Annotated in this window: 20 protein-coding genes; 14 read left to right on the forward strand and 6 right to left on the reverse strand. The window is 62.2% G+C overall.

Annotation, left to right across the window (positions count from 1 at the left end; all coding sequences use genetic code 11):
* The first annotated feature begins 17 nt into the window (after positions 1-17).
* Genes ABWV42_RS09180 through ABWV42_RS09200 form a run of 5 tightly spaced genes read left to right on the forward strand, consistent with a single transcriptional unit; the run spans position 18 to position 4,952 of the window.
* Positions 18-1,547 carry an ABC transporter ATP-binding protein gene (locus ABWV42_RS09180; RefSeq protein ID WP_353339865.1) on the forward strand — a complete coding sequence of 510 codons (1,530 nt, stop codon included), beginning with the start codon at positions 18-20 and terminating at the stop codon, positions 1,545-1,547.
* A complete protein-coding gene (locus tag ABWV42_RS09185) occupies positions 1,544-2,623 on the forward strand; it encodes an ABC transporter permease (RefSeq protein ID WP_255103326.1) in 1,080 nt (359 codons plus the stop codon). The genes ABWV42_RS09180 and ABWV42_RS09185 overlap by 4 nt, the downstream gene beginning before the upstream one ends.
* The gene (locus ABWV42_RS09190) at positions 2,623-2,910 is read left to right on the forward strand and encodes a hypothetical protein (RefSeq protein WP_353339866.1); all 288 of its coding nucleotides are present in this window, start codon (positions 2,623-2,625) and stop codon (positions 2,908-2,910) included. Before ABWV42_RS09185 ends, ABWV42_RS09190 begins: the two co-directional genes overlap by 1 nt.
* Positions 2,910-3,830 carry an ABC transporter permease gene (locus ABWV42_RS09195; protein ID WP_255103330.1) on the forward strand — a complete coding sequence of 307 codons (921 nt, stop codon included), beginning with the start codon at positions 2,910-2,912 and terminating at the stop codon, positions 3,828-3,830. Before ABWV42_RS09190 ends, ABWV42_RS09195 begins: the two co-directional genes overlap by 1 nt.
* Before the next feature lie 39 nt (positions 3,831-3,869).
* A complete protein-coding gene (locus tag ABWV42_RS09200) occupies positions 3,870-4,952 on the forward strand; it encodes a BMP family ABC transporter substrate-binding protein (protein WP_353339867.1) in 1,083 nt (360 codons plus the stop codon).
* Positions 4,953-5,046: 94 nt separating this feature from the next.
* On the opposite strand, the gene ABWV42_RS09205 is transcribed toward ABWV42_RS09200, so the two are convergent.
* The 3 genes from ABWV42_RS09205 to ABWV42_RS09215 all read right to left on the reverse strand — a co-directional run bounded on the left by ABWV42_RS09205 (position 5,047) and on the right by ABWV42_RS09215 (position 6,908).
* Entirely contained in the window at positions 5,047-5,241 is a 195-nt protein-coding gene (locus ABWV42_RS09205) for a YgaP family membrane protein (protein WP_255103332.1), read from the reverse strand.
* A 69-nt stretch (positions 5,242-5,310) separates the two neighbouring features.
* Entirely contained in the window at positions 5,311-5,901 is a 591-nt protein-coding gene (locus ABWV42_RS09210; protein ID WP_353339868.1) for a Crp/Fnr family transcriptional regulator, read from the reverse strand.
* Positions 5,902-6,164: 263 nt separating this feature from the next.
* Positions 6,165-6,908: a helix-turn-helix transcriptional regulator gene (locus ABWV42_RS09215; protein ID WP_353339869.1), complete on the reverse strand. Its 744-nt coding sequence runs from the start codon at positions 6,906-6,908 to the stop codon at positions 6,165-6,167.
* A 135-nt stretch (positions 6,909-7,043) separates the two neighbouring features.
* Between ABWV42_RS09215 and ABWV42_RS09220 the strand changes: the two genes are divergently transcribed.
* From ABWV42_RS09220 to ABWV42_RS09250, 7 genes are all read left to right on the forward strand, one after another.
* On the forward strand, positions 7,044-7,625 hold the full coding sequence (locus ABWV42_RS09220; RefSeq protein WP_353340377.1) for a VOC family protein: 582 nt from the start codon (positions 7,044-7,046) through the stop codon (positions 7,623-7,625).
* A gap of 105 nt (positions 7,626-7,730) precedes the next feature.
* Positions 7,731-8,666, forward strand: a complete 936-nt coding sequence (locus ABWV42_RS09225; protein ID WP_353339870.1) for an aldo/keto reductase — start codon at positions 7,731-7,733, stop codon at positions 8,664-8,666.
* Positions 8,663-9,739 carry an NAD(P)/FAD-dependent oxidoreductase gene (locus tag ABWV42_RS09230; protein WP_353339871.1) on the forward strand — a complete coding sequence of 359 codons (1,077 nt, stop codon included), beginning with the start codon at positions 8,663-8,665 and terminating at the stop codon, positions 9,737-9,739. The genes ABWV42_RS09225 and ABWV42_RS09230 overlap by 4 nt, the downstream gene beginning before the upstream one ends.
* The gene (locus ABWV42_RS09235) at positions 9,739-10,398 is read left to right on the forward strand and encodes a DUF938 domain-containing protein (protein WP_353339872.1); all 660 of its coding nucleotides are present in this window, start codon (positions 9,739-9,741) and stop codon (positions 10,396-10,398) included. The genes ABWV42_RS09230 and ABWV42_RS09235 overlap by 1 nt, the downstream gene beginning before the upstream one ends.
* A gap of 259 nt (positions 10,399-10,657) precedes the next feature.
* A complete protein-coding gene (locus ABWV42_RS09240; protein WP_353339873.1) occupies positions 10,658-10,996 on the forward strand; it encodes a carboxymuconolactone decarboxylase family protein in 339 nt (112 codons plus the stop codon).
* A gap of 48 nt (positions 10,997-11,044) precedes the next feature.
* Complete coding sequence (locus ABWV42_RS09245) at positions 11,045-11,473, forward strand: EF-hand domain-containing protein (protein ID WP_353339874.1); 429 nt, start codon at positions 11,045-11,047, stop codon at positions 11,471-11,473.
* A gap of 85 nt (positions 11,474-11,558) precedes the next feature.
* Positions 11,559-12,146, forward strand: coding sequence for a DUF937 domain-containing protein (locus ABWV42_RS09250; RefSeq protein WP_353339875.1), 588 nt, complete (start codon positions 11,559-11,561; stop codon positions 12,144-12,146).
* An 81-nt stretch (positions 12,147-12,227) separates the two neighbouring features.
* Here ABWV42_RS09250 and ABWV42_RS09255 read toward each other — a convergent pair whose 3' ends face one another.
* Positions 12,228-14,735, reverse strand: a complete 2,508-nt coding sequence (locus tag ABWV42_RS09255) for a GcvT family protein (RefSeq protein ID WP_255103342.1) — start codon at positions 14,733-14,735, stop codon at positions 12,228-12,230.
* A gap of 145 nt (positions 14,736-14,880) precedes the next feature.
* Positions 14,881-15,024, reverse strand: coding sequence for a hypothetical protein (locus ABWV42_RS09260; RefSeq protein ID WP_353339876.1), 144 nt, complete (start codon positions 15,022-15,024; stop codon positions 14,881-14,883).
* Between the two features lie 186 nt (positions 15,025-15,210).
* Here ABWV42_RS09260 and panC point away from each other — a divergent pair, with 186 nt between their 5' ends.
* On the forward strand, positions 15,211-16,056 hold the full coding sequence (panC, locus tag ABWV42_RS09265; protein WP_353339877.1) for a pantoate--beta-alanine ligase: 846 nt from the start codon (positions 15,211-15,213) through the stop codon (positions 16,054-16,056).
* Entirely contained in the window at positions 16,053-16,862 is an 810-nt protein-coding gene (gene panB, locus ABWV42_RS09270; protein ID WP_353339878.1) for a 3-methyl-2-oxobutanoate hydroxymethyltransferase, read from the forward strand. Before panC ends, panB begins: the two co-directional genes overlap by 4 nt.
* Before the next feature lie 12 nt (positions 16,863-16,874).
* Here panB and ABWV42_RS09275 read toward each other — a convergent pair whose 3' ends face one another.
* Entirely contained in the window at positions 16,875-18,278 is a 1,404-nt protein-coding gene (locus ABWV42_RS09275) for an MATE family efflux transporter (protein ID WP_353339879.1), read from the reverse strand.
* Between the last annotated feature and the right edge of the window lie 14 nt (positions 18,279-18,292).

Consider the following 18,292-nt stretch of genomic DNA (forward strand, 5'->3'; position numbering starts at 1 on the left):
AACAGGGACATCTCTACATGACAGGACCCTTGCTCAGCATCTCCGGTCTGACCAAAGCCTATCCGGGGGTCGTCGCAAACGACACCGTGTCTTTCGATATTCAGGAAGGCGAAGTCCACGCGCTCCTGGGCGAGAACGGCGCCGGTAAATCGACGCTGGTCAAGATGATCTACGGCCTCGTCAAACCCGACAGCGGCACCATGACATGGCAGGGCCAGCCCTTCGCCCCACCGGAGCCCAAGGCCGCCCGCGCCACCGGCGTTGCGATGGTGTTCCAGCACTTCTCGCTCTTCGATGCGCTGACCGTGGCCGAAAACGTCGCCCTCGGCATGGAGAACCCGCCGCCCAAACGCGATCTGGCCCGCCGCATTCGTCGTGTCTCGGAAACCTATGGCCTGCCCCTCGATCCCAACCGCTCGGTCGGCGATCTGTCGGCAGGCGAACGCCAGCGCGTGGAAATCATCCGTTGCCTGCTTCAGGACCCCAAGCTCCTGATCATGGACGAACCCACCTCGGTTCTGACCCCGCAAGAGGTCGAAATCCTGTTCAAGACCCTGAACAAGCTCAAGGCCGAAGGCACCTCGATCCTATACATCTCGCACAAGCTCGAAGAAATCCGCGCCCTGTGCGACCACGCCACCATCCTGCGTCTCGGCAAGAACGTCGGCGAATGCGTGCCCGCCGAAACCTCGGCCCGCGACATGGCCGAGATGATGGTCGGCGACACCCTGCAAACCCCGACCCGCACCACCGAGAAATCCGGTGACGTGGTTCTCGATGTCTCAGGCCTGTCGCTCGAACCCTCCAACCCGTTTGGCACCACGCTCAAGAACATCCACTTCACCGTGCGCGCCGGCGAAATCCTCGGCATCGGCGGTGTTGCGGGCAACGGTCAGGATGAACTCCTCTCCGCGCTCTCCGGCGAGGCCCTCACCTGGCCCGACAGCATCAAGGTCAAGGGACAGGACATTGCCAACCTCGGCCCCAACGAACGCCGCGCCCGTGGCATCCTTGCCGCGCCCGAGGAACGCCTCGGCCATGCCGCCGCGCCGGACATGAGCCTGACCGAAAACGCCCTGCTGACCGGTGCAATCCGCGAAAACCTCACGTCGAACGGCTTCGTCAACTGGTCCGACACCACCAGCTTTGCGGAAAAGATCATCCAGTCCTTCGACGTGCGCACCCCCGGCCCGCATGTGGCGGCCCGCGCCCTGTCGGGTGGCAACCTGCAAAAGTTCGTCATCGGCCGCGAGGTTCTGCAACGCCCCGAAGTTCTGATCGTGAACCAGCCCACATGGGGCGTCGACGCCGCCGCAGCCGCCGCGATCCGTCAGGCGCTTCTCGACCTTGCCGCCGAAGGCGCGGCCATTGTCGTGATCTCGCAGGATCTCGACGAACTCATGGAAATCTCTGACCGCTTCGGCGCATTGAACGAGGGCCGCATGTCCGACATCCGCCCCGCCGCCGGTCTGACAATCGACGAAATCGGCCTGATGATGGGCGGCGCACACGGCATGGAAGTCGCCAACGTGGGAGAAGACGCATGATCAAGCTCGAAAAACGCCCCATGCCGTCCAAGGCCCTGTCGGTCTCGACACCGGTCATCGCGGTGATCGTCACCATGATCGCGGGCGGGCTGTTGTTTGCCGCCCTCGGCAAGAACCCGTTCGAGGCGATCCGCACGATCTTCTGGGATCCGATCTTCGGCGAATACGCCTTTTATTACCGCCCGCAGCTTCTGGTGAAAGGCGCGCCCCTGATCCTGATCGCGATTGGCCTGTCGCTGGGCTTCAAGGCCGGCATCTGGAACATCGGCGCGGAAGGCCAGTACATCATCGGCGCGATCTGCGGTGCCGGTGCGGGCCTTGCCTTCTATCCCACTGAAAGCGTGCTGATCTTCCCGCTCATGGTCATGGCCGGCGCGCTTGGCGGCTGGCTCTGGGCCATGATCCCCGCCATCCTCAAGGTGAAGTTCGGCACCAACGAAATCCTCGTCTCGCTGATGCTGGTCTACGTGGCCGAGCAACTGCTGGCCTCGATGTCGCTGGGCCTGCTGAAAAACCCGCAGGGCTTTGGCTTCCCCGGCTCACGCAACCTCAATGACTACCCCTCCGCCACCAGCTGGATCGCCCAGGATTACGGCATGCACTGGGGCGTCGTCGTGGCGATGATCGCCGTCATCATGGCCTATGTCCTGCTGAACAAACACATCCTCGGCTTCAACATCCGCCTCTCCGGCGAAGCCCCCCGCGCCGCGCGCTTCTCGGGCGTCAAACCCGCCCGCCTGATCCTGTTCTGCCTCGGCATGTCCGGCGCGCTGGCCGGTCTTGCCGGGCTCTTCGAAGTCGCCGGTCCCTCGGGCCAGATCAGCATCGACTTCAACGTCGGTTACGGCTTTACCGCCATCATCGTTGCCTTCCTCGGCCGCCTGAACCCCTTCGGCATCCTGCTTGCGGGCCTGCTGATGGCACTCACCTATATCGGCGGCGACATCGCGGAATCGCAACTCGGCCTGCCCTCGGCGGCGATCCAGGTCTTCCAGGGCATGCTCCTGTTCTTCCTGCTCGCGCTGGACCTCCTGACCAACTACCGCGTCAAGTTCGCGGCAAAAGGAGCTGCTTAATGAGCACTCTTTACAGCATCTTTCAGGGAGTGCTGGGCGCCGGTGTCCTACTCTTTTTCGGCGCCCTCCTGTTCGATTCTGGCTCCAGCGCGCTCTTTGAAGTCGCCTCTTTGGTAGCGATCGGCGCGGTCATCTATGGGGTATTGTGGCTTGTCCATCGCCTTGTTGTCGGAAATTCAACCGACAGCGCGACCTCGTTCGCCACCAAATCACAGCGCACACTATCCATTAAAATCTGCGCAGCCACCCTACTGTTTGCTACGCTCGTCTTGGGAGTATCTGCCTAATGGACCTCTCCGCTATCAACCCCGTCCTCCTCATCGCCTCACTCATGGTTGCGGCAACACCGCTCCTGCTGGCCGCGATCGGTGAACTTGTCGTCGAGCGCGCGGGCGTTCTGAACCTTGGCGTCGAAGGCATGATGATCGTCGGGGCCATCGCGGGCTTTGCGATCTCGGTCGAAACCGGATCGCCCTTCGTCGGCGTGATCGCCGCCGCCATTGCTGGGGGTCTGCTGTCGCTGCTCTTTGCCTTCCTGACCCAGTTTGCCCTGGCCAACCAGGTCGCCTCGGGCCTTGCCCTCACGCTCTTCGGCCTCGGCCTCTCGGCTCTCATGGGCCAAAGCTATGTCGGCATCCGCCCGCCGGAAATGCCCAAGCTCGACATTCCCGTCCTCACCGACCTGCCGGTTGTCGGCCCGATCCTCTTTGGCCACGATCCGATCCTCTATTTCGGCCTGATCCTCTGCGCCGCGGTCTATGCCTTCCTGAAATACACCCGTGGCGGCCTGATCCTGCGCGCGGTGGGCGAAAACCACGACGCCGCCCATGCGCTTGGCTATGGCGTGATCCGCGTCCGCATCCTCGCCATCCTGTTCGGCGGCGCCTGCGCCGGTGTTGGTGGTGCCTACATCTCGCTGATCCGCGTGCCGCAATGGACCGAAGGCATGACCGCCGGCATCGGCTGGATCGCCCTCGCGCTGGTCGTCTTCGCCAGCTGGAAGCCCTGGCGCGTCCTGCTCGGTGCCTATCTTTTCGGCGGCATCAACGTGCTTCAGCTCAACTTGCAGGCGGCAGGCGTTGCCATCCCTGTCGAATATCTGGCAATGTCGCCCTATCTGATCACCATTCTCGTGCTCGTTATCATGTCGGCCGACAAGAGCGGCGCACCCGCTTCGCTCGGCCGCACGTTCCACGCCTCGCAATGACGGGGCCATAGTTAATAACCAACAGGGGGAGCTACCCGCATGAAACTCACCAAACTCCTAACCAGCGCTGCTGTCGCGCTGGGTCTGGCAACTACCGCAATGGCGATGGACAAAACCAAGGTCGGCTTTGTCTATGTTGGCCCCGTCGGCGATGGCGGCTGGACCTATGAACACGATCAGGGCCGCAAGGCCGTTGTCGAAGCCTTCGGCGACAAGGTTGAAACCGTCTATGTCGAAAACGTACCGGAAGGCCCCGACGCCGAGCGCGTGATGACCCAGATGGCGCTTGACGGTGCCGACCTGATCTTCACCACCTCCTTTGGCTACATGGACCAGACCATCAACGTCGCCAAGAAGTTCCCCAAGGTGAAATTCGAACACGCCACCGGCTACAAGCAGGCACCGAACGTCTCGGTCTACTCGGCCCGCTTCTACGAAGGTCGCGCGGTTCAGGGCCACATCGCGGGCCACATGACCAAGACCAACACCATTGGTTACATCGCCTCCTTCCCGATCCCGGAAGTGATCCGCGGCATCAACTCGGCCTATATCCACGCCAAGAAGGTCAACCCCGACGTCCAGTTCAAGATTGTCTGGGCCTACACCTGGTTCGATCCGGCAAAAGAAGCTGACGCCGCCAAGGCGCTGATCGAACAGGGCGCTGACGTGATCCTGCAACACACCGACTCGACCGCACCGCAGGCCGCCGCACAGGCCGCAGGCAACGTCGTGACCTTTGGTCAGGCATCGGACATGAGCGAATACGCCCCCTTCCCGCGCGTTTCGTCGATCATCGATGACTGGGCACCTTACTACGTTGCCCGCACCCAGGCCGTGATGGATGGCACCTGGGAATCGAAATCGACCTGGGACGGCATCGGCGCTGGCATGGTTGGCATCGGTGAAATCTCCGACGCGGTTCCGGCAGATGTCAAAGCCTCGGCACTGGCTCTGAAAGAATCGCTGGCGGACGGCTCCTACCACACCTTCACCGGCCCGCTGAACAAGCAGGACGGCTCGGTCTGGCTGGCTGACGGCGAAACCGCCTCCGACTATGGCGACAACGGTCTGGCCGGTCTGAGCTTCTACGTCGAAGGCATCGACGCGGAACTGCCGAACTGATCCGGCTAAGGCTCCAAACACACCAAAGGCCCGCTGATCCAGCGGGCCTTTTTTGTTTCATCAGGTCGGCGGTGATCGCCGAGCCACCTGCCACTTACGACTTCTTCATCGGGCAGGTGTTCAGGCCAACGATCTGATACAGCGGGCAATAGCCCATCAGGCCTGTGGCCAGCGGGATGATCCCGATCAGGCCCCACATGGTCTGCGGGCCAACAAAGACCAGCGACAGCAGGACAAGACCAAGAATGATGCGCAGCGCGCGGTCGAGGGTGCCTTCATTACGGGGCATGGGCGAATCTCCTATTTGCCAGATTTGCCCCTTTATGCGCCCACGTGCGCACCCCTGTCGGTGACACTGTCACCCATCATCTTCGGCAATGCGCTCCACGCCCGAAATATCCAGCAGGCTCACCTGCCCGCGCGCCAGCTCGACCAGCCCGCGATGCGCGAACTCCGCCAGCCGCCGCGACACGAAAGCCCGCCCCGAGGCCGTCTCGGCGGCCAACTCGCCATGCGTCGCATGGACAACGTTCCGCCCGTCCCGCAGCCGAAGCAACACCCGCGCCAGCCGCGTGTCAAACCCGGTCAGCGCCACCTCTTCCACCAGCCGCTGGTAATCCCCGAACCGCTGCGCCACCGCCGAGAACACGTCGCGCCGAAACGCCTCATCCTCGCCCATCAGACGCCAGAAGGCCGACTTGGGAATGAACTCGCCCGCGACCGGCTGCTCGACCACCCCTTCGGCGGCGTAACAATGGCCATCCACCAGACAGGAAAAGGTCTGCAAGCAGATCTCGCCGGGCAGAACGCGATACAGAACCACCTCCCGCCCGTTCGCCGCCGTCATCGACACCCGGATCGTCCCCGTCTCCAGCCGCACAAAGCCCGCGCATTCCTGTCCCGGGCTGAACACATGCGCCCCGCGTTCAAAGCTCACCTTCTGCGCCATGGCCAAACCTCTCAGATACCTTGGCGCCAACCTGCCATCCCGCGCCCGGAATGACCAGAACCCGCCCAACCTATCCATTTCGATAGGTTGCACCAAACCTTTGTTGCCGCGATGTTTTCGGCGCGGATCCCACCATTCCCGGAAGGTAGCTCACAGTCCCGATCCAACCGGAAATGCATCCCACAGGACCGCCTATTTGAGAAATTATACACTTTCCTAGTGGCGGGCATGCTTGGCGGCATGCCCGTTTCTCGTTTCCCGCCCTAGATCGAAATCAGCCGATCCCGCACCGCAATCGCCACAGCCTGCTCGCGCGTTGATGCCCTCAGCTTGGCCCGCGCGGTCTGAACGTGGGTCCGCACCGTGATCTCGGCAAGGCCCAGCCTCTCGGCGATCCGCGCATATTGGTGCCCGTTCGCCAGCAATGACAGCACGTCACGCTCACGCGGGGTCAGCCGCCTCTGCTTTGGATAGTAGACCTCGACATCCCCGGACGTGTCAGGCCGCCCGATGAACGCCGCGATCACCGCCGCCATGCGTTTGAAATGCGCGTCTGCCTCCGGCAGCTCAAGCGCACGTGGTGCATGGTTCATCACCATCGACACCGCCAGCCGATCCTGCACCCCGGTGGTCAGGGCCTGCGCCATGAACCCGCGATAGCCAAAGTCGTGCAGATCGTGGTCCAGCGCCACCTCCACCGGGCAAAACCTGTTCTCCGGCATCTTCAACCCGGTCTCGATGCGGATCACCTCGTTCGATTTCACACAGTGATCAAGAATCTCGTCCGCGTCGAAATAGGCCCGCTCCATGTAGCGATCCATCCATTCCGTCGACATGGTGCTGGTCAGCCACTTGATCTCCTGCGTGGTCGTATCGAACTCGCCGATATTGACCGCCATCCCCCCAAGACGCTGCACCGCCTCGTTCGCCAACCGCCACCGCGCATCGAAATCCGCACCATTGGCGAAATCGTCTATAAGGTCGATCAGGGCATTCAATTCGGTCATCGGGGCGTGGAATGATCTGGCTTTTGCGCTAGGATTTCTCTGAATAGATCACGAAACCGCCTTGGTTTCACGCGGTTTCAGAACAGGGTGCCGTTACGGAGGCCACCCCTCATGTTCAAACAAGGAGATGTGACCATGCGCAAACTTCAGGCCCAGGGCGTCCACCATATCACCCTCACCGGTGCAGACAGGCAAACCTCCATCGACTTCTGGGAGGGCGTGCTGGGCATGCCCTTCATCTTCGACCAGCCCAACCTCGACAATCCCGACGAGGGCCACTTGTATTTCGATCCCGGCGATGGCCGCCTGATCACCATCTTCACCAACGAAACCCGCACACCCGATCCCCGCCGCACCCCGACCGAACCCGGATGCGTCCACCACCTCGCCTTCAACCTGTCACGGGCCACCTTCCTTCAGGCCGTCGAACGCCTCGACGAACGCGGCATCTCGCATTCCGGCCCAAAGGATCGCGGCTTCATGGATTCGATCTACTTCAAGGATCCGATGGGGCTCCTGATCGAACTCGCCTGCTACAAGTTCGAACCACCCGTCGGCTGCACCCATGCCGACGTCATGATCCGCGCTCACCGGATGCGCGTCGATGCGGGAGACTACAACATTCAGGAAGTCCACCTTGCCGACGCCATCGAATCCCTAGTCGAGGAACGGCAGGCCACCCTCTCGTCCGACCGCAGCCCCCGCAACCCCTACTGACCACCGGAAAGCCGCCTGATCCCAAGGGCTTCGGCGGCACCCCCGTCACCGGCGCGTCACAATAATCCACTTCCAGTTGTCACAAAGTCATGGCAACGTCGCGCCATGACACGCCTGATCCAAAGCCCCGACGGAACCTCGATTGGCCGCTTCGCCTTCGGCACCATGCAGTTTGGCGGCAATGCCGACGAAAACGCCTCGGCCGGAATGTTCGAAGCCAGCCTCGCCGCCGGCATCACCCATTTCGACACCGCCTACAATTACACCGACGGGCGCTCTGAACAGATCCTCGGCCGTCTTGCCGCGCCGCACCGCGACCGCCTCGTGATCGCCACCAAGGTGGGTTACGACAATACCCGCGCCACCACCCTGCGCAGCCATTTCGACATCTGCCGCCAGCGTCTCGACATGGACAGCGTCGACATCCTCTACCTGCACCGCTTCGACGCCCAGACTGATCTTGGCGAAACCTTCGACACCCTCGCGGACTTCAAGGCCGAAGGGTTGATCCGCCACATCGGTGTCTCGAATTTCGCCGCATGGCAAGTGATGAAAGCCGTCGCCGTGGCCGCCGCCCGCGACCTGACCATCGACATCATCCAACCCATGTACAACCTCGTGAAACGGCAGGCCGAGGTCGAAATCTTCCCGATGGCCCGCGATCAGGGGATCGTCATCGCCCCCTACTCTCCGCTCGGGGGCGGCCTGCTGTCGGGCAAGTACAGTAACGCCGAGGCCACTGGCCGCATCGTCAACGACAGCCACTATGCCACCCGCTACGGCGTCGACTGGATGCACCGCGCCGCCGCCGACCTCAGCGACATCGCCCGCGAGATCGGCATCCATCCTGCCACCCTCGCCGTGGCATGGGCCGCCCGCCACCCCGCAGGCCCCTTCCCCATTCTCTCGGCCCGCAACGCCGACCAACTGGCCCCCTCGCTGGCCGCCATTGATTTTGATATGGACGACGCGCTCTATGCCCGCCTGTCCGCCCTTTCCCCGACGCCGCCCCCGGCGACTGACAGACTGGAAGAAGCATGATTGATTTCCTCGTGATCGGAGGTGGCATTGGCGGCACCTCCGCCGCTGCCCGCCTTGCACCGATGGGCAAGACCGTTCTGCTCGAACGCGAACCCGCCTTAGGCTACCACGCCTCGGGCCGCTCTGCCGCCCTGTTCGAAGCCAATTACGGCCTCGCCTCCACCGTCGCCCTCTCCGAAGCCAGCGCCGATTTCCACCACAACGCCCACGGCGGTTTCCTAAGCCCCCGCGGTCTCATGCTGGTGGGCAAGAAAGGCGAGGAAAGCGAATTCCACGCCGCCTGCGACCACCTCAACATGCAGCAGATCGCGCTCGATCAGGCCTTTGACATGGTGCCGATCCTCGATCCCGAAACCGTCGGCTTTGCAGGTCACCACGGCGAGGCCTTCGACATCGACACCGACCTGCAAATCCAGACCTTCGCCAAAATCACCCGCAGCCACGGTGGCGAGGTTCTGACCAGCCAGACCGTCACCGCCATCGAACGACTCGACACCGGCTGGCGCGTCACCGCCAATGGCACCGATTACGAGGCCAAAACCCTGTTCAACGCCGCCGGCGCATGGGTGGACGAAATCGCCAGGATGGCCGGCATCGCCCCGCTCGGCTTTACCCCCCTGCGCCGCTCCATGGCCCGCATCCCCGCGCCGGGCGGCCACGACATTTCCGGCTGGCCGATGATGCTCGGCATCAAGGAAGACTGGTACGCCAAGCCCGACGCGGGCAAGCTGTTGGTCTCGCCCGCCGAAGAACACCCGCAAGAGCCACATGACGCATGGGCCGATGACATGGTGCTCGCCGAAGGCCTCGCCCGTTACGAAGAACATGTCACCGAGGAGGTCACCCGCCTTGAGTCAAGCTGGGCCGGCCTGCGCACCTTCTCGCCCGACCGCAACCTCGTGCTTGGCCCTGCCGTTGACGACACCGCCTTCTTCTGGGTCTCCGGTCAGGGCGGCTATGGCTTCCAGACCGCCCCCGCCGCCTCGCAACTAATCGCCGACATCGTCGCCGGCCACAAATCTGATCTCGACGACGTGACCCTCGCCGCCCTCAACCCCAAAAGGTTCGCGTGATGCCCAAACGTCTCAACCTCCCCGACAGCGCCTCGGTCGCCACCCCCGGCGAAGACGGTCGCCTCTTTGCCCCCTCCGCCGCCCGCAACGCGGATGCCATCGTGGCGCTTGTTGCCGACAACGCCCCGTCAAGCGGCAAGGCGCTGGAACTGGCCAGCGGCACCGGCCAGCACATCGTGCACCTTGCCAGCGCCATGCCCGGCCTGACATGGCAACCCACCGAAATCGACGCCACCCGCCGCGCCAGCATCAACGCCTATCTCGCCGAAGCCGCCCTGCCGAACGTCGCCGAGGCCCTCGACCTCGATGCCACATCCCCCGGCTGGGGCAGCCAGAACGCGGGCCAGTCGCTGATCCTGCTCGTGAACCTTCTGCACCTCATCAGCACGGCCGAGGCCCGCACCCTCATCTCCGAGGCCGCGCAGGCCCTCACCCCCGGCGGCACGCTGGTGATCTACGGCCCCTTCATGCGTGACGACGAACTCACCAGCGACGGTGACCGGACCTTCCACGCCTCGCTTCAGGCCAAAGACCCCGAGATCGGCTACAAGAGCGATTTCGACGTGGTCGACTGGGGCCGCGACGCATGGCTCGACTTCGCCGATATGGTCGAGATGCCCGCCAACAATCTTGCGATCATCTGGCGCAAACCGGCCTGATCCGAGGCGCTGCCCGGCGCAGCCGCCGGGCAACCCACCCATCGGGTTTCAAGCATCAAAACCCCGCCCTTCCGCGCAAACCAGTTGTTAACCACGCACGCCCCATTAACCCCGCAATTTCACGCAGCCGCACCGTCGCAATACCGACGTAATACCGACGTTGCACCGACGTCCGTTTTTCCGCCCAATCTGATCTTAATCAAAGATTCGCATATGAAATCGTGGTCTCCAGCATTCAAATGAATTCTAGGAGTCGAATATGAGCTGGACTGACAAACTAAGCGGCACCCGTGACCAACTGCGCGGCCTGAACAAGGTGATCCCCGATACCACCCGCGCCTTTGGCGGCCTTGGCAAAGCGGTCAAGGAAGGCGGTGTTCTCGAGTTCAAAACCAAGGAATTCGTCGCCCTCGGCATCGCTGTCGCCATGCGTTGCGAAGCCTGTATCGTGCTGCACTGCGAGGCCCTGATCAAGGCCGGCGCAACCCGCGAAGAAGTGGGCGATGTTCTGGCAATGACCATCCAGATGGGCGGCGGCCCTTCGATGATGTACGCCGCCAAGGCATTGGAATGCTTTGATGAATTGAGCAACGCTTGAACTTCAAGGGCACTTCGGTGCCCTTCTTACTTTTCAGGGAGACACCCGATGAAAATCACACTCGCCGCGCTTTCACTTTCGATCATAGCAACCTCCGCATTTGCCGCCGGCGAAGGCCCCGGCTCCCATTTCGTTGAAAACTGGGACCTGAACGAAGATGGCAAGGTCACCCTCGCAGAAGCCACCGAACGGCGCGAAGACGTCTTCGTGACCTTCGATGCCGATGACAACGGCGTCCTCTCTCCCGAGGAACACGATCTCTTCGACGAAGCCCGCGCCAACGACATGAAAGAAAACGGCATGGGCCACGGCAAAGGCCGCAACAATCCGGCCAATGGCATGTTGCGCAAGTTTACCGACGCAAACAACGACGGCTCGGTCACCCATCAGGAATTCATGGCGGCCGTCCCTGACTGGTTCGCCCGCATGGACAAGAACGGCGACAGTGTTGTCACGGTGGACGACTTCGGCCGCTGATACGATGTCGGGATTTTTCCCCTGAAAATAAGGGACAACGTCTGATTTCTTCCCCGTGATTTCAGCCACAACGGAAGACAATTCGATGTCCCTACTTTCCCTTCTCCAACAGTCCCAGAACGGTCAGGGCCTCGGCGCCCTTGCAGATCAGTTCGGCCTTGATGCCGACAAGGCCAGCGATCTGACCGCCCTGCTTGCCCCTGCCCTCGGCTCGGCGGCCAAGCAACAGGCCGCCTCCGGCAACCTTGAAACCCTTCTGGGGGCGCTCAAGGGCGAAAATCAGGCCACGCTGTTCGACGACGCCACCGCCGCCGCCTCGGAAGCGGGCCAGATGCAGGGCAAAGCCTTTCTCGACAACCTTCTGGGCGGCTCTGACGGCGCAGATGAACTCACCAACCAGGCTGCCGCCCGCGTCGGCGTAGATACCTCGATCGTGCAACAATTCCTGCCCGCACTGGCCGCAATGGCACAGGGCGGTCTGCAAAAGAACCTGCCAGATGCCTCCCTCGACACCATGACGGGCAGCTCGCCAGCAGGTGGCCTCGTCAGCCTCGCCACCAAGTTCCTTGGCGCAGACTCGAAAGGCCCCGACCTGTCGATGCTGACCAACCTTCTGGACGCCGATGACGACGGTTCGGTACTTGACGACATCATGGGCAAGTTCCTGAAATAACCCCGCTTTCAAAACGAAAAAGGCCGCGACGATACACCGTCGCGGCCTCTTCATGATTTGGAAACCCTTGCGGGTTAGGGTTTAGCCATCCTTGCGGATAACTTCGTTTTTCGGATCGTACGGGCTGTCGCAGGTCACAACCGCATCCCAGAGCTTGTCCTGGATCTTGACCTGGAGCTTGGTGCCTTCCACGGCCATTTCCGGTTTGACATAACCCATGCCGATCGATTTCTCGAACGCGACAGAGTAACCGCCCGAGGTCAGACGACCAACACGCTCACCTTCCGGGGTGTACAGAGCCTCGCGGCCCCACGGATCCGCATCGGCCGGACCGTCGATCAGAAGGGTACAGCACTTCACGCGCACGCCGGTCTCTTCCAGCTTGGCCTTGCCGTGGAACTCTTTCGACAGGTCCACGAAACGCGGCAGATCGGCTTCCAGCGGGGTCGCATCACGGCCCAGTTCGTTGCCAAACGCACGGTAGGATTTCTCCTGACGCAGCCAGTTCTGCGCCCGCGCACCAACCAGCTTCATGCCGTGTTTCTCACCAGCTTTCTCAAGCAGATCAAAGAGATAGTTCTGCATTTCGATCGGGTGGTGAAGTTCCCAACCCAGTTCACCGGTATAGGCAACACGGATCGCGTTCACCGGGCACATGCCCAGTTCGATCTGCTTGGCCGACAGCCACGGGAACCGCTTGTTCGACAGCGCGGTTGCCGGATCGGCATCCACGATGACCTCTTTCAGAACGTCACGCGACTTCGGACCGGCGATGGCAAACACACCCCACTGGGTGGTGACATCCTGGATCTCAATATAGCCGAACTCTTCCATCTTGTCTTCGGCAGCCTTGCGCAGGAAGTCCGCGTCATACTCGGACCATGCACCGGCCGAAACCAGATAGTAGTTGTTCTCGCCATTGCGCACGATGGTGTATTCCGTGCGGGTCGTCCCGAAGGCGGTCAGCGCATAGGTCAGGTTGATGCGACCTACCTTCGGCAGCTTGTTACAGGTGAACCAGTCAAGGAACGCGGTCGCACCGGGGCCTTTGACAACGTGTTTGGTGAAGGCGGTCGCATCGATCAGGCCAACACCTTCACGGATCGCCTTGGCTTCGTCGACAGCGTGCTGCCACCAGCCGCCACGGCGGAACGAACGGGCGTCCTTGTCAAAGGTCTCAGGCGCATCAAGCGGACCAAAGTAGTTCGGACGCTCCCAGCCGTTGACCCAGCCGAATTGCGCGCCGCGAGCTTTCTGACGGTCGTAAGCCGGCGCAGTCCGCAGCGGACGGCAGGCTTCACGCTCTTCATCCGGGTGGTGCAGGATATAGACGTGCTCATAGCACTCTTCGTTCTTGCGTGCGGCGAACTCGGTAGTCATCCAGTTCGACGAGTAACGCTTGGGGTCGAGCGACGCCATGTCGATCTCGGCTTCGCCGTCGACCATCATCTGCGCGAGGTAGTAGCCGGTGCCACCTGCGGCGGTGATCCCGAACGAGAAACCCTCGGCCAGCCACATGTTGCGCAGACCCGGCGCCGGACCAACCAGCGGGTTGCCGTCGGGAGTATAGCAGATCGGGCCGTTGAAATCGTCTTTCAGACCGCTCTCCGCACAGGAGGGCACACGCTCGGCCATCGCCATGTATTGCTCGGCAATCCGGTCGAGATCCAGCGGGAACAGGTCGGCGCGGAAGCTGTCCGGAACGCCGTGTTCGAACTGCGCAGGCGCGCCGTGCTCGTAGATCCCGAGGATCCAGCCACCGCGCTCTTCACGGGCATAGGATTCGTTGTCCGCGTCACGCACAACCGGGTGCTCTGGGTTGCCAGCTTCACGCCATTTGACCAGCTCGGGGTCTTTGTCCATGACGATAAAGGTGTGCTCGACCGGGATCGCCGGCATCTTGATGCCCAGCATCTTGGCGGTGCGCTGCGCGTGGTTGCCCGACGCGGTCACAACGTGCTCTGCGGTGATGACAACCTGCTCGTCCGAGGCAACCAGGTTGCCGCCTTTTTCGACCATCTTGGTGCAGGTCACTTCCCAGTGGGTGCCGGTCCAGTGGAAGGCGTCGGCCTGCATCTTACGGACGATTTCAACACCACGCTGACGAGCGCCCTTGGCCATCGCCTGGGTCACGTCGGCCGGGTTAATATAGCCGTCCTCGGTGTGATAGATCGCACCCTTCAGGTCGCCGGTCTCGATCAGCGGCCAGCGTTCCTTGATCTGCTCGGGGGTCAGCCACTCATAGGCCACGTCGCAGGTCTCTGCGGTCGACGCGTACAGCATGTACTCGTCCATACGCTCCTGGGTCTGCGCCATGCGCAGGTTGCCCACAACGGCGAAACCAGCATTCAGACCGGTTTCCTCTTCCAGGGTCTTGTAGAAATCGACCGAGTACTTGTGGATGTGGGTCGTCGCATAGGACATGTTGAACAGCGGCAAGAGGCCAGCGGCGTGCCAGGTTGAGCCGGAGGTCAGCTCGTCACGCTCAATAAGCATGACGTCTTCCCAGCCCGCCTTGGCGAGGTGATAGGCAATCGAGGTGCCGACAGCACCACCGCCGACAACAAGTGCTTTGACTTGGGTTTTCATGTCAGAACGACTCCGTGAATATCTTCTTGCCGTAAACTGGCAAAACAATACCACTCGCGGCGGGTCCAGCCGACCCAAAAACGTTCAAAACCGACCCTTCGCGCACCTCACGTCGCATTCTGACACGCGGGAATCGCGCGGCGCGTCATTCGTCCAGTGTTTCAACGGCAATCGCACTGACCGCAGAGACCTGAACATAGGCAGTTTGCCCGCCATTCATCGTCGCGTTCAATGCCGCCTGGCCCGCCAGTAAAATGGCGATCAGCAGGATCAGAAGGATCTTCTGCATGGCATCCTCCATCATCTCTGCCCCCACATCCCAAGGGTAACACCGGAATGTACCGTTGGTTTGCAGGAAATGCGTCAAATGCTGGACAACGCACCGTAACAATACTGGAAAGGTGGCATAGTCCTTGCCGCAGCGCAGCACGACCTGCTAAGAAAACACACAAACTGACTGGGAATTGCGCAACAAATGAAAATCTGCCGCACTATCGCAGACTGCCGCGCCACCGTGGCAACCTTCCGCGCCGCAGGGGAAACTGTTGGCCTCGTGCCCACCATGGGCTTTCTTCACGAGGGCCACATGTCGCTCGTTGCCGCCGCCAAAGAGGCCGCTGACCGCACCGTCGTTACGATCTTCGTGAACCCGACACAGTTCGGAGAAGCCGCCGATCTCGACAGCTATCCGCGTGACGAGGAACGCGACCTCGCCATGCTCGAGGCCGCCGGTGTCGATCTGGTTCTGATCCCGCCCGTGCAAGAGGTTTACCCCGACGGCGATGAAACCATCGTCGAAACCACCCGCATGGCCAACATGCTGCATGGTCTCGTCCGTCCAGGCCACTTTCGCGGTGTGACGACCGTGGTCGCGCGGCTGTTCAATTTCGTCCAGCCCGACGTCGCCTGTTTCGGCGAGAAGGACTACCAGCAGCTTCAGGTCATCAAACGCATGACCCGCGACCTCGCCTTTCCCGTCGACGTGCGCGGCGTCACAACAGTGCGCGAAGCCGATGGTCTCGCCATGTCCTCGCGCAACGTCCGGCTCACGCCCGAAGACCGGCAGGCCGCGCTGGTCCTGTCGCAATCCCTTAAGGCTGCCGAAGAGGCCGCCGCCGCAGGCACCACCATCGAAGCCCTGCGCGACCTCATCGCCAACACCATCAATGCCGAACCCCGCGCCACCCTGCGTGGTCTCGACATCGTGGGCGCCGAAGATCTGTCCGAGATTTCCGGCCCTCTAACCTCCTCCGCCGCCATCATGCTCTCTGCTGAGTTCGGCGGTGTTCTCCTGCTGGATCAAAGGGTCGTTTCACCATGAGCAAGCAAGTCAAAACCCGCCGCAACACCGTGCCCCAGATCGCCGCGCGCAAAGGGGGCGAACCCATCGTTTCGCTCACCTCCTACCACGCGCACACGGCGGCCATCGTCGACAAATACGCGGATTTCATCCTCGTCGGTGACAGCCTCGGCATGGTCATGCACGGCATGGAAAGCACCGTCGGCGTTCCGCTTGATCTGATGATCATGCACGGCAAGGCCGTGGTCCGCGGCACCGAAAAAGCGCTGATCGTGGTCGACATGCCTTTCGGCACCTACGAAGAAAGCCCCGCGGTGGCCTTCCGCAACGCCGCCAAGATCATGAAAGAAACCGGCTGCGGCGCGGTCAAGCTCGAAGGCGGCAAGCGCATGGCCGAGACCATCACCTTCCTCGTCGAACGCGGCATCCCGGTCATGGCCCACATCGGCCTCACACCCCAGTCCAGCCACGTCATGGGCGGCTTCAAAACCCAGGGCCGTGAAGAAGACAGCTGGGCCGCGCACCTCGAAGACGCCAAGGCGGTTTCCGAAGCCGGTGCCTTCTCGGTCGTGCTTGAAGGCATGGTCGAACCGCTGGCCGCAAAGATCACCAAGGAAATCGACATCCCGACCATCGGCATCGGCGCCTCGGCCGATTGCGACGGCCAGATCCTCGTCCTTGAAGACATGCTGGGCCTGAACGAATGGACCCCGAAATTCGTCAAGGTCTACGGCGATCTCGGCCCCGCCATCGAACGCGCCGTCGAGAAATACGCCGAAGAGGTCAAGGACCGCAGCTTCCCCGGCGAAGATCAGGTTTATCGCTAAAGCCTTTCGGCGCTACCGTCGCGAGAAAAACAAGGCAACCTGCCGGGCCTGACGCTGGAACAGGCCCGGACCTTTGGCGGCCTCCTGCCCGGTTTCCACGTCGGAGATCACCCGCCGCACCAGAACCACCGCAACCACGCCAAACACCACGCCGCCAACGGCCTGCCCGATCAGCACGCCCGGCGCGCCGAACAGCATGGCGCCAAGCCAGACAAAGGGGATCGTGCCAATCGTGTGCCGCCCCCAGTTCAGCCAGGTCGAATAGAACGGACGTCCTAGGTTGTTGAAACAGGCGTTTGCCACGAACAGCGCCCCGTTAAAGAAGAACGCCAGCGCCAGCGGACCACAGAACAGGAAGACCAGGCTCATCGCCAGCCCTTCCGCCTCGAACAGGGCCGCTATCGGCCCCCGCAGCACAAACAGGATCGACGCCGCCGCTACCACGACCAGTGCCGTGAACAGGAGCGATGCCCGAAGCGTGCCCCGCACCCGATGAAACTGACCGGCCCCATAGTTCTGTCCGATGATCGGCCCGACCGCGCCGGAGAGGGCAAAGATCGTGCCAAAGGCCAGCGGCGTCATACGCGCCACGATGGCCATCCCGGCCACCGCTTCCTCGCCGAACTCGGCCATCGACCGCGTCACCCAGGCCTGCCCCACGGGCGTTGCCAGTTGCGTCAGGATCGCGGGGAAAGAGATCGCCACGATCGGCGGCAGGTCACGCAGGAAATCCGGCACCCTGGGCCACGCCAGACCACCGTGATGGCGAAAGATCGGCCCCAAAGCAAAAACCGCAATCGTGATCCGTGAGGCCGCACTGGCCAACGCGGCACCGGTCAGTTCCATGTTCAGCCCGAAGATCAGGATCGGATCAAGGCCGGCATTGACCAGCCCGCCAATCACCGTTGCCCACATGGCCCGCCGCGCATCGCCATGCGCCCGCAGGATCGCGCCGCCCGCCATCCCAAGCAACAGGAACGGGAGCGTTGGCACGATGATCGTGAGATAGTGAACGGCCAGATCATGGGTATTGCCCGTGGCTCCGATCAGGGACACCAGCGGATCGAGCATGTAAAGAACGCCAGCCGCGAAGATCGACGAAAAGATCACCCCCGCCAGCAAGGCGCTCGAGGCCTGCTGCCGGGCTCTGTCCCGACTGCCTTCCCCCAAGGCCCGTGCCACAAGCGCACCCGCCGCAATGGCAACGCCGATATTGAACGACGTGGTGAAAAACAGGATCGCCCCGGCATAGCCCACCGCCGCCGCCAACTCATCCTTGCCCAGCATGGAGATGAAGATCATGTCCACGAAGTCGACGGCAAAGACCGCCATCAACCCCACCGATGATGTCAGGGACATCACCGTGACATGGCGCAACAGGCTACCGCTCAGAAACTTGGCCTGCGGATTGCTCACTCAGTCACCTCGCA

This window comes from Pelagimonas sp. KU-00592-HH, from assembly GCF_040369695.1.
In the GTDB taxonomy this organism is placed as follows: Bacteria; Pseudomonadota; Alphaproteobacteria; order Rhodobacterales; family Rhodobacteraceae; genus Shimia.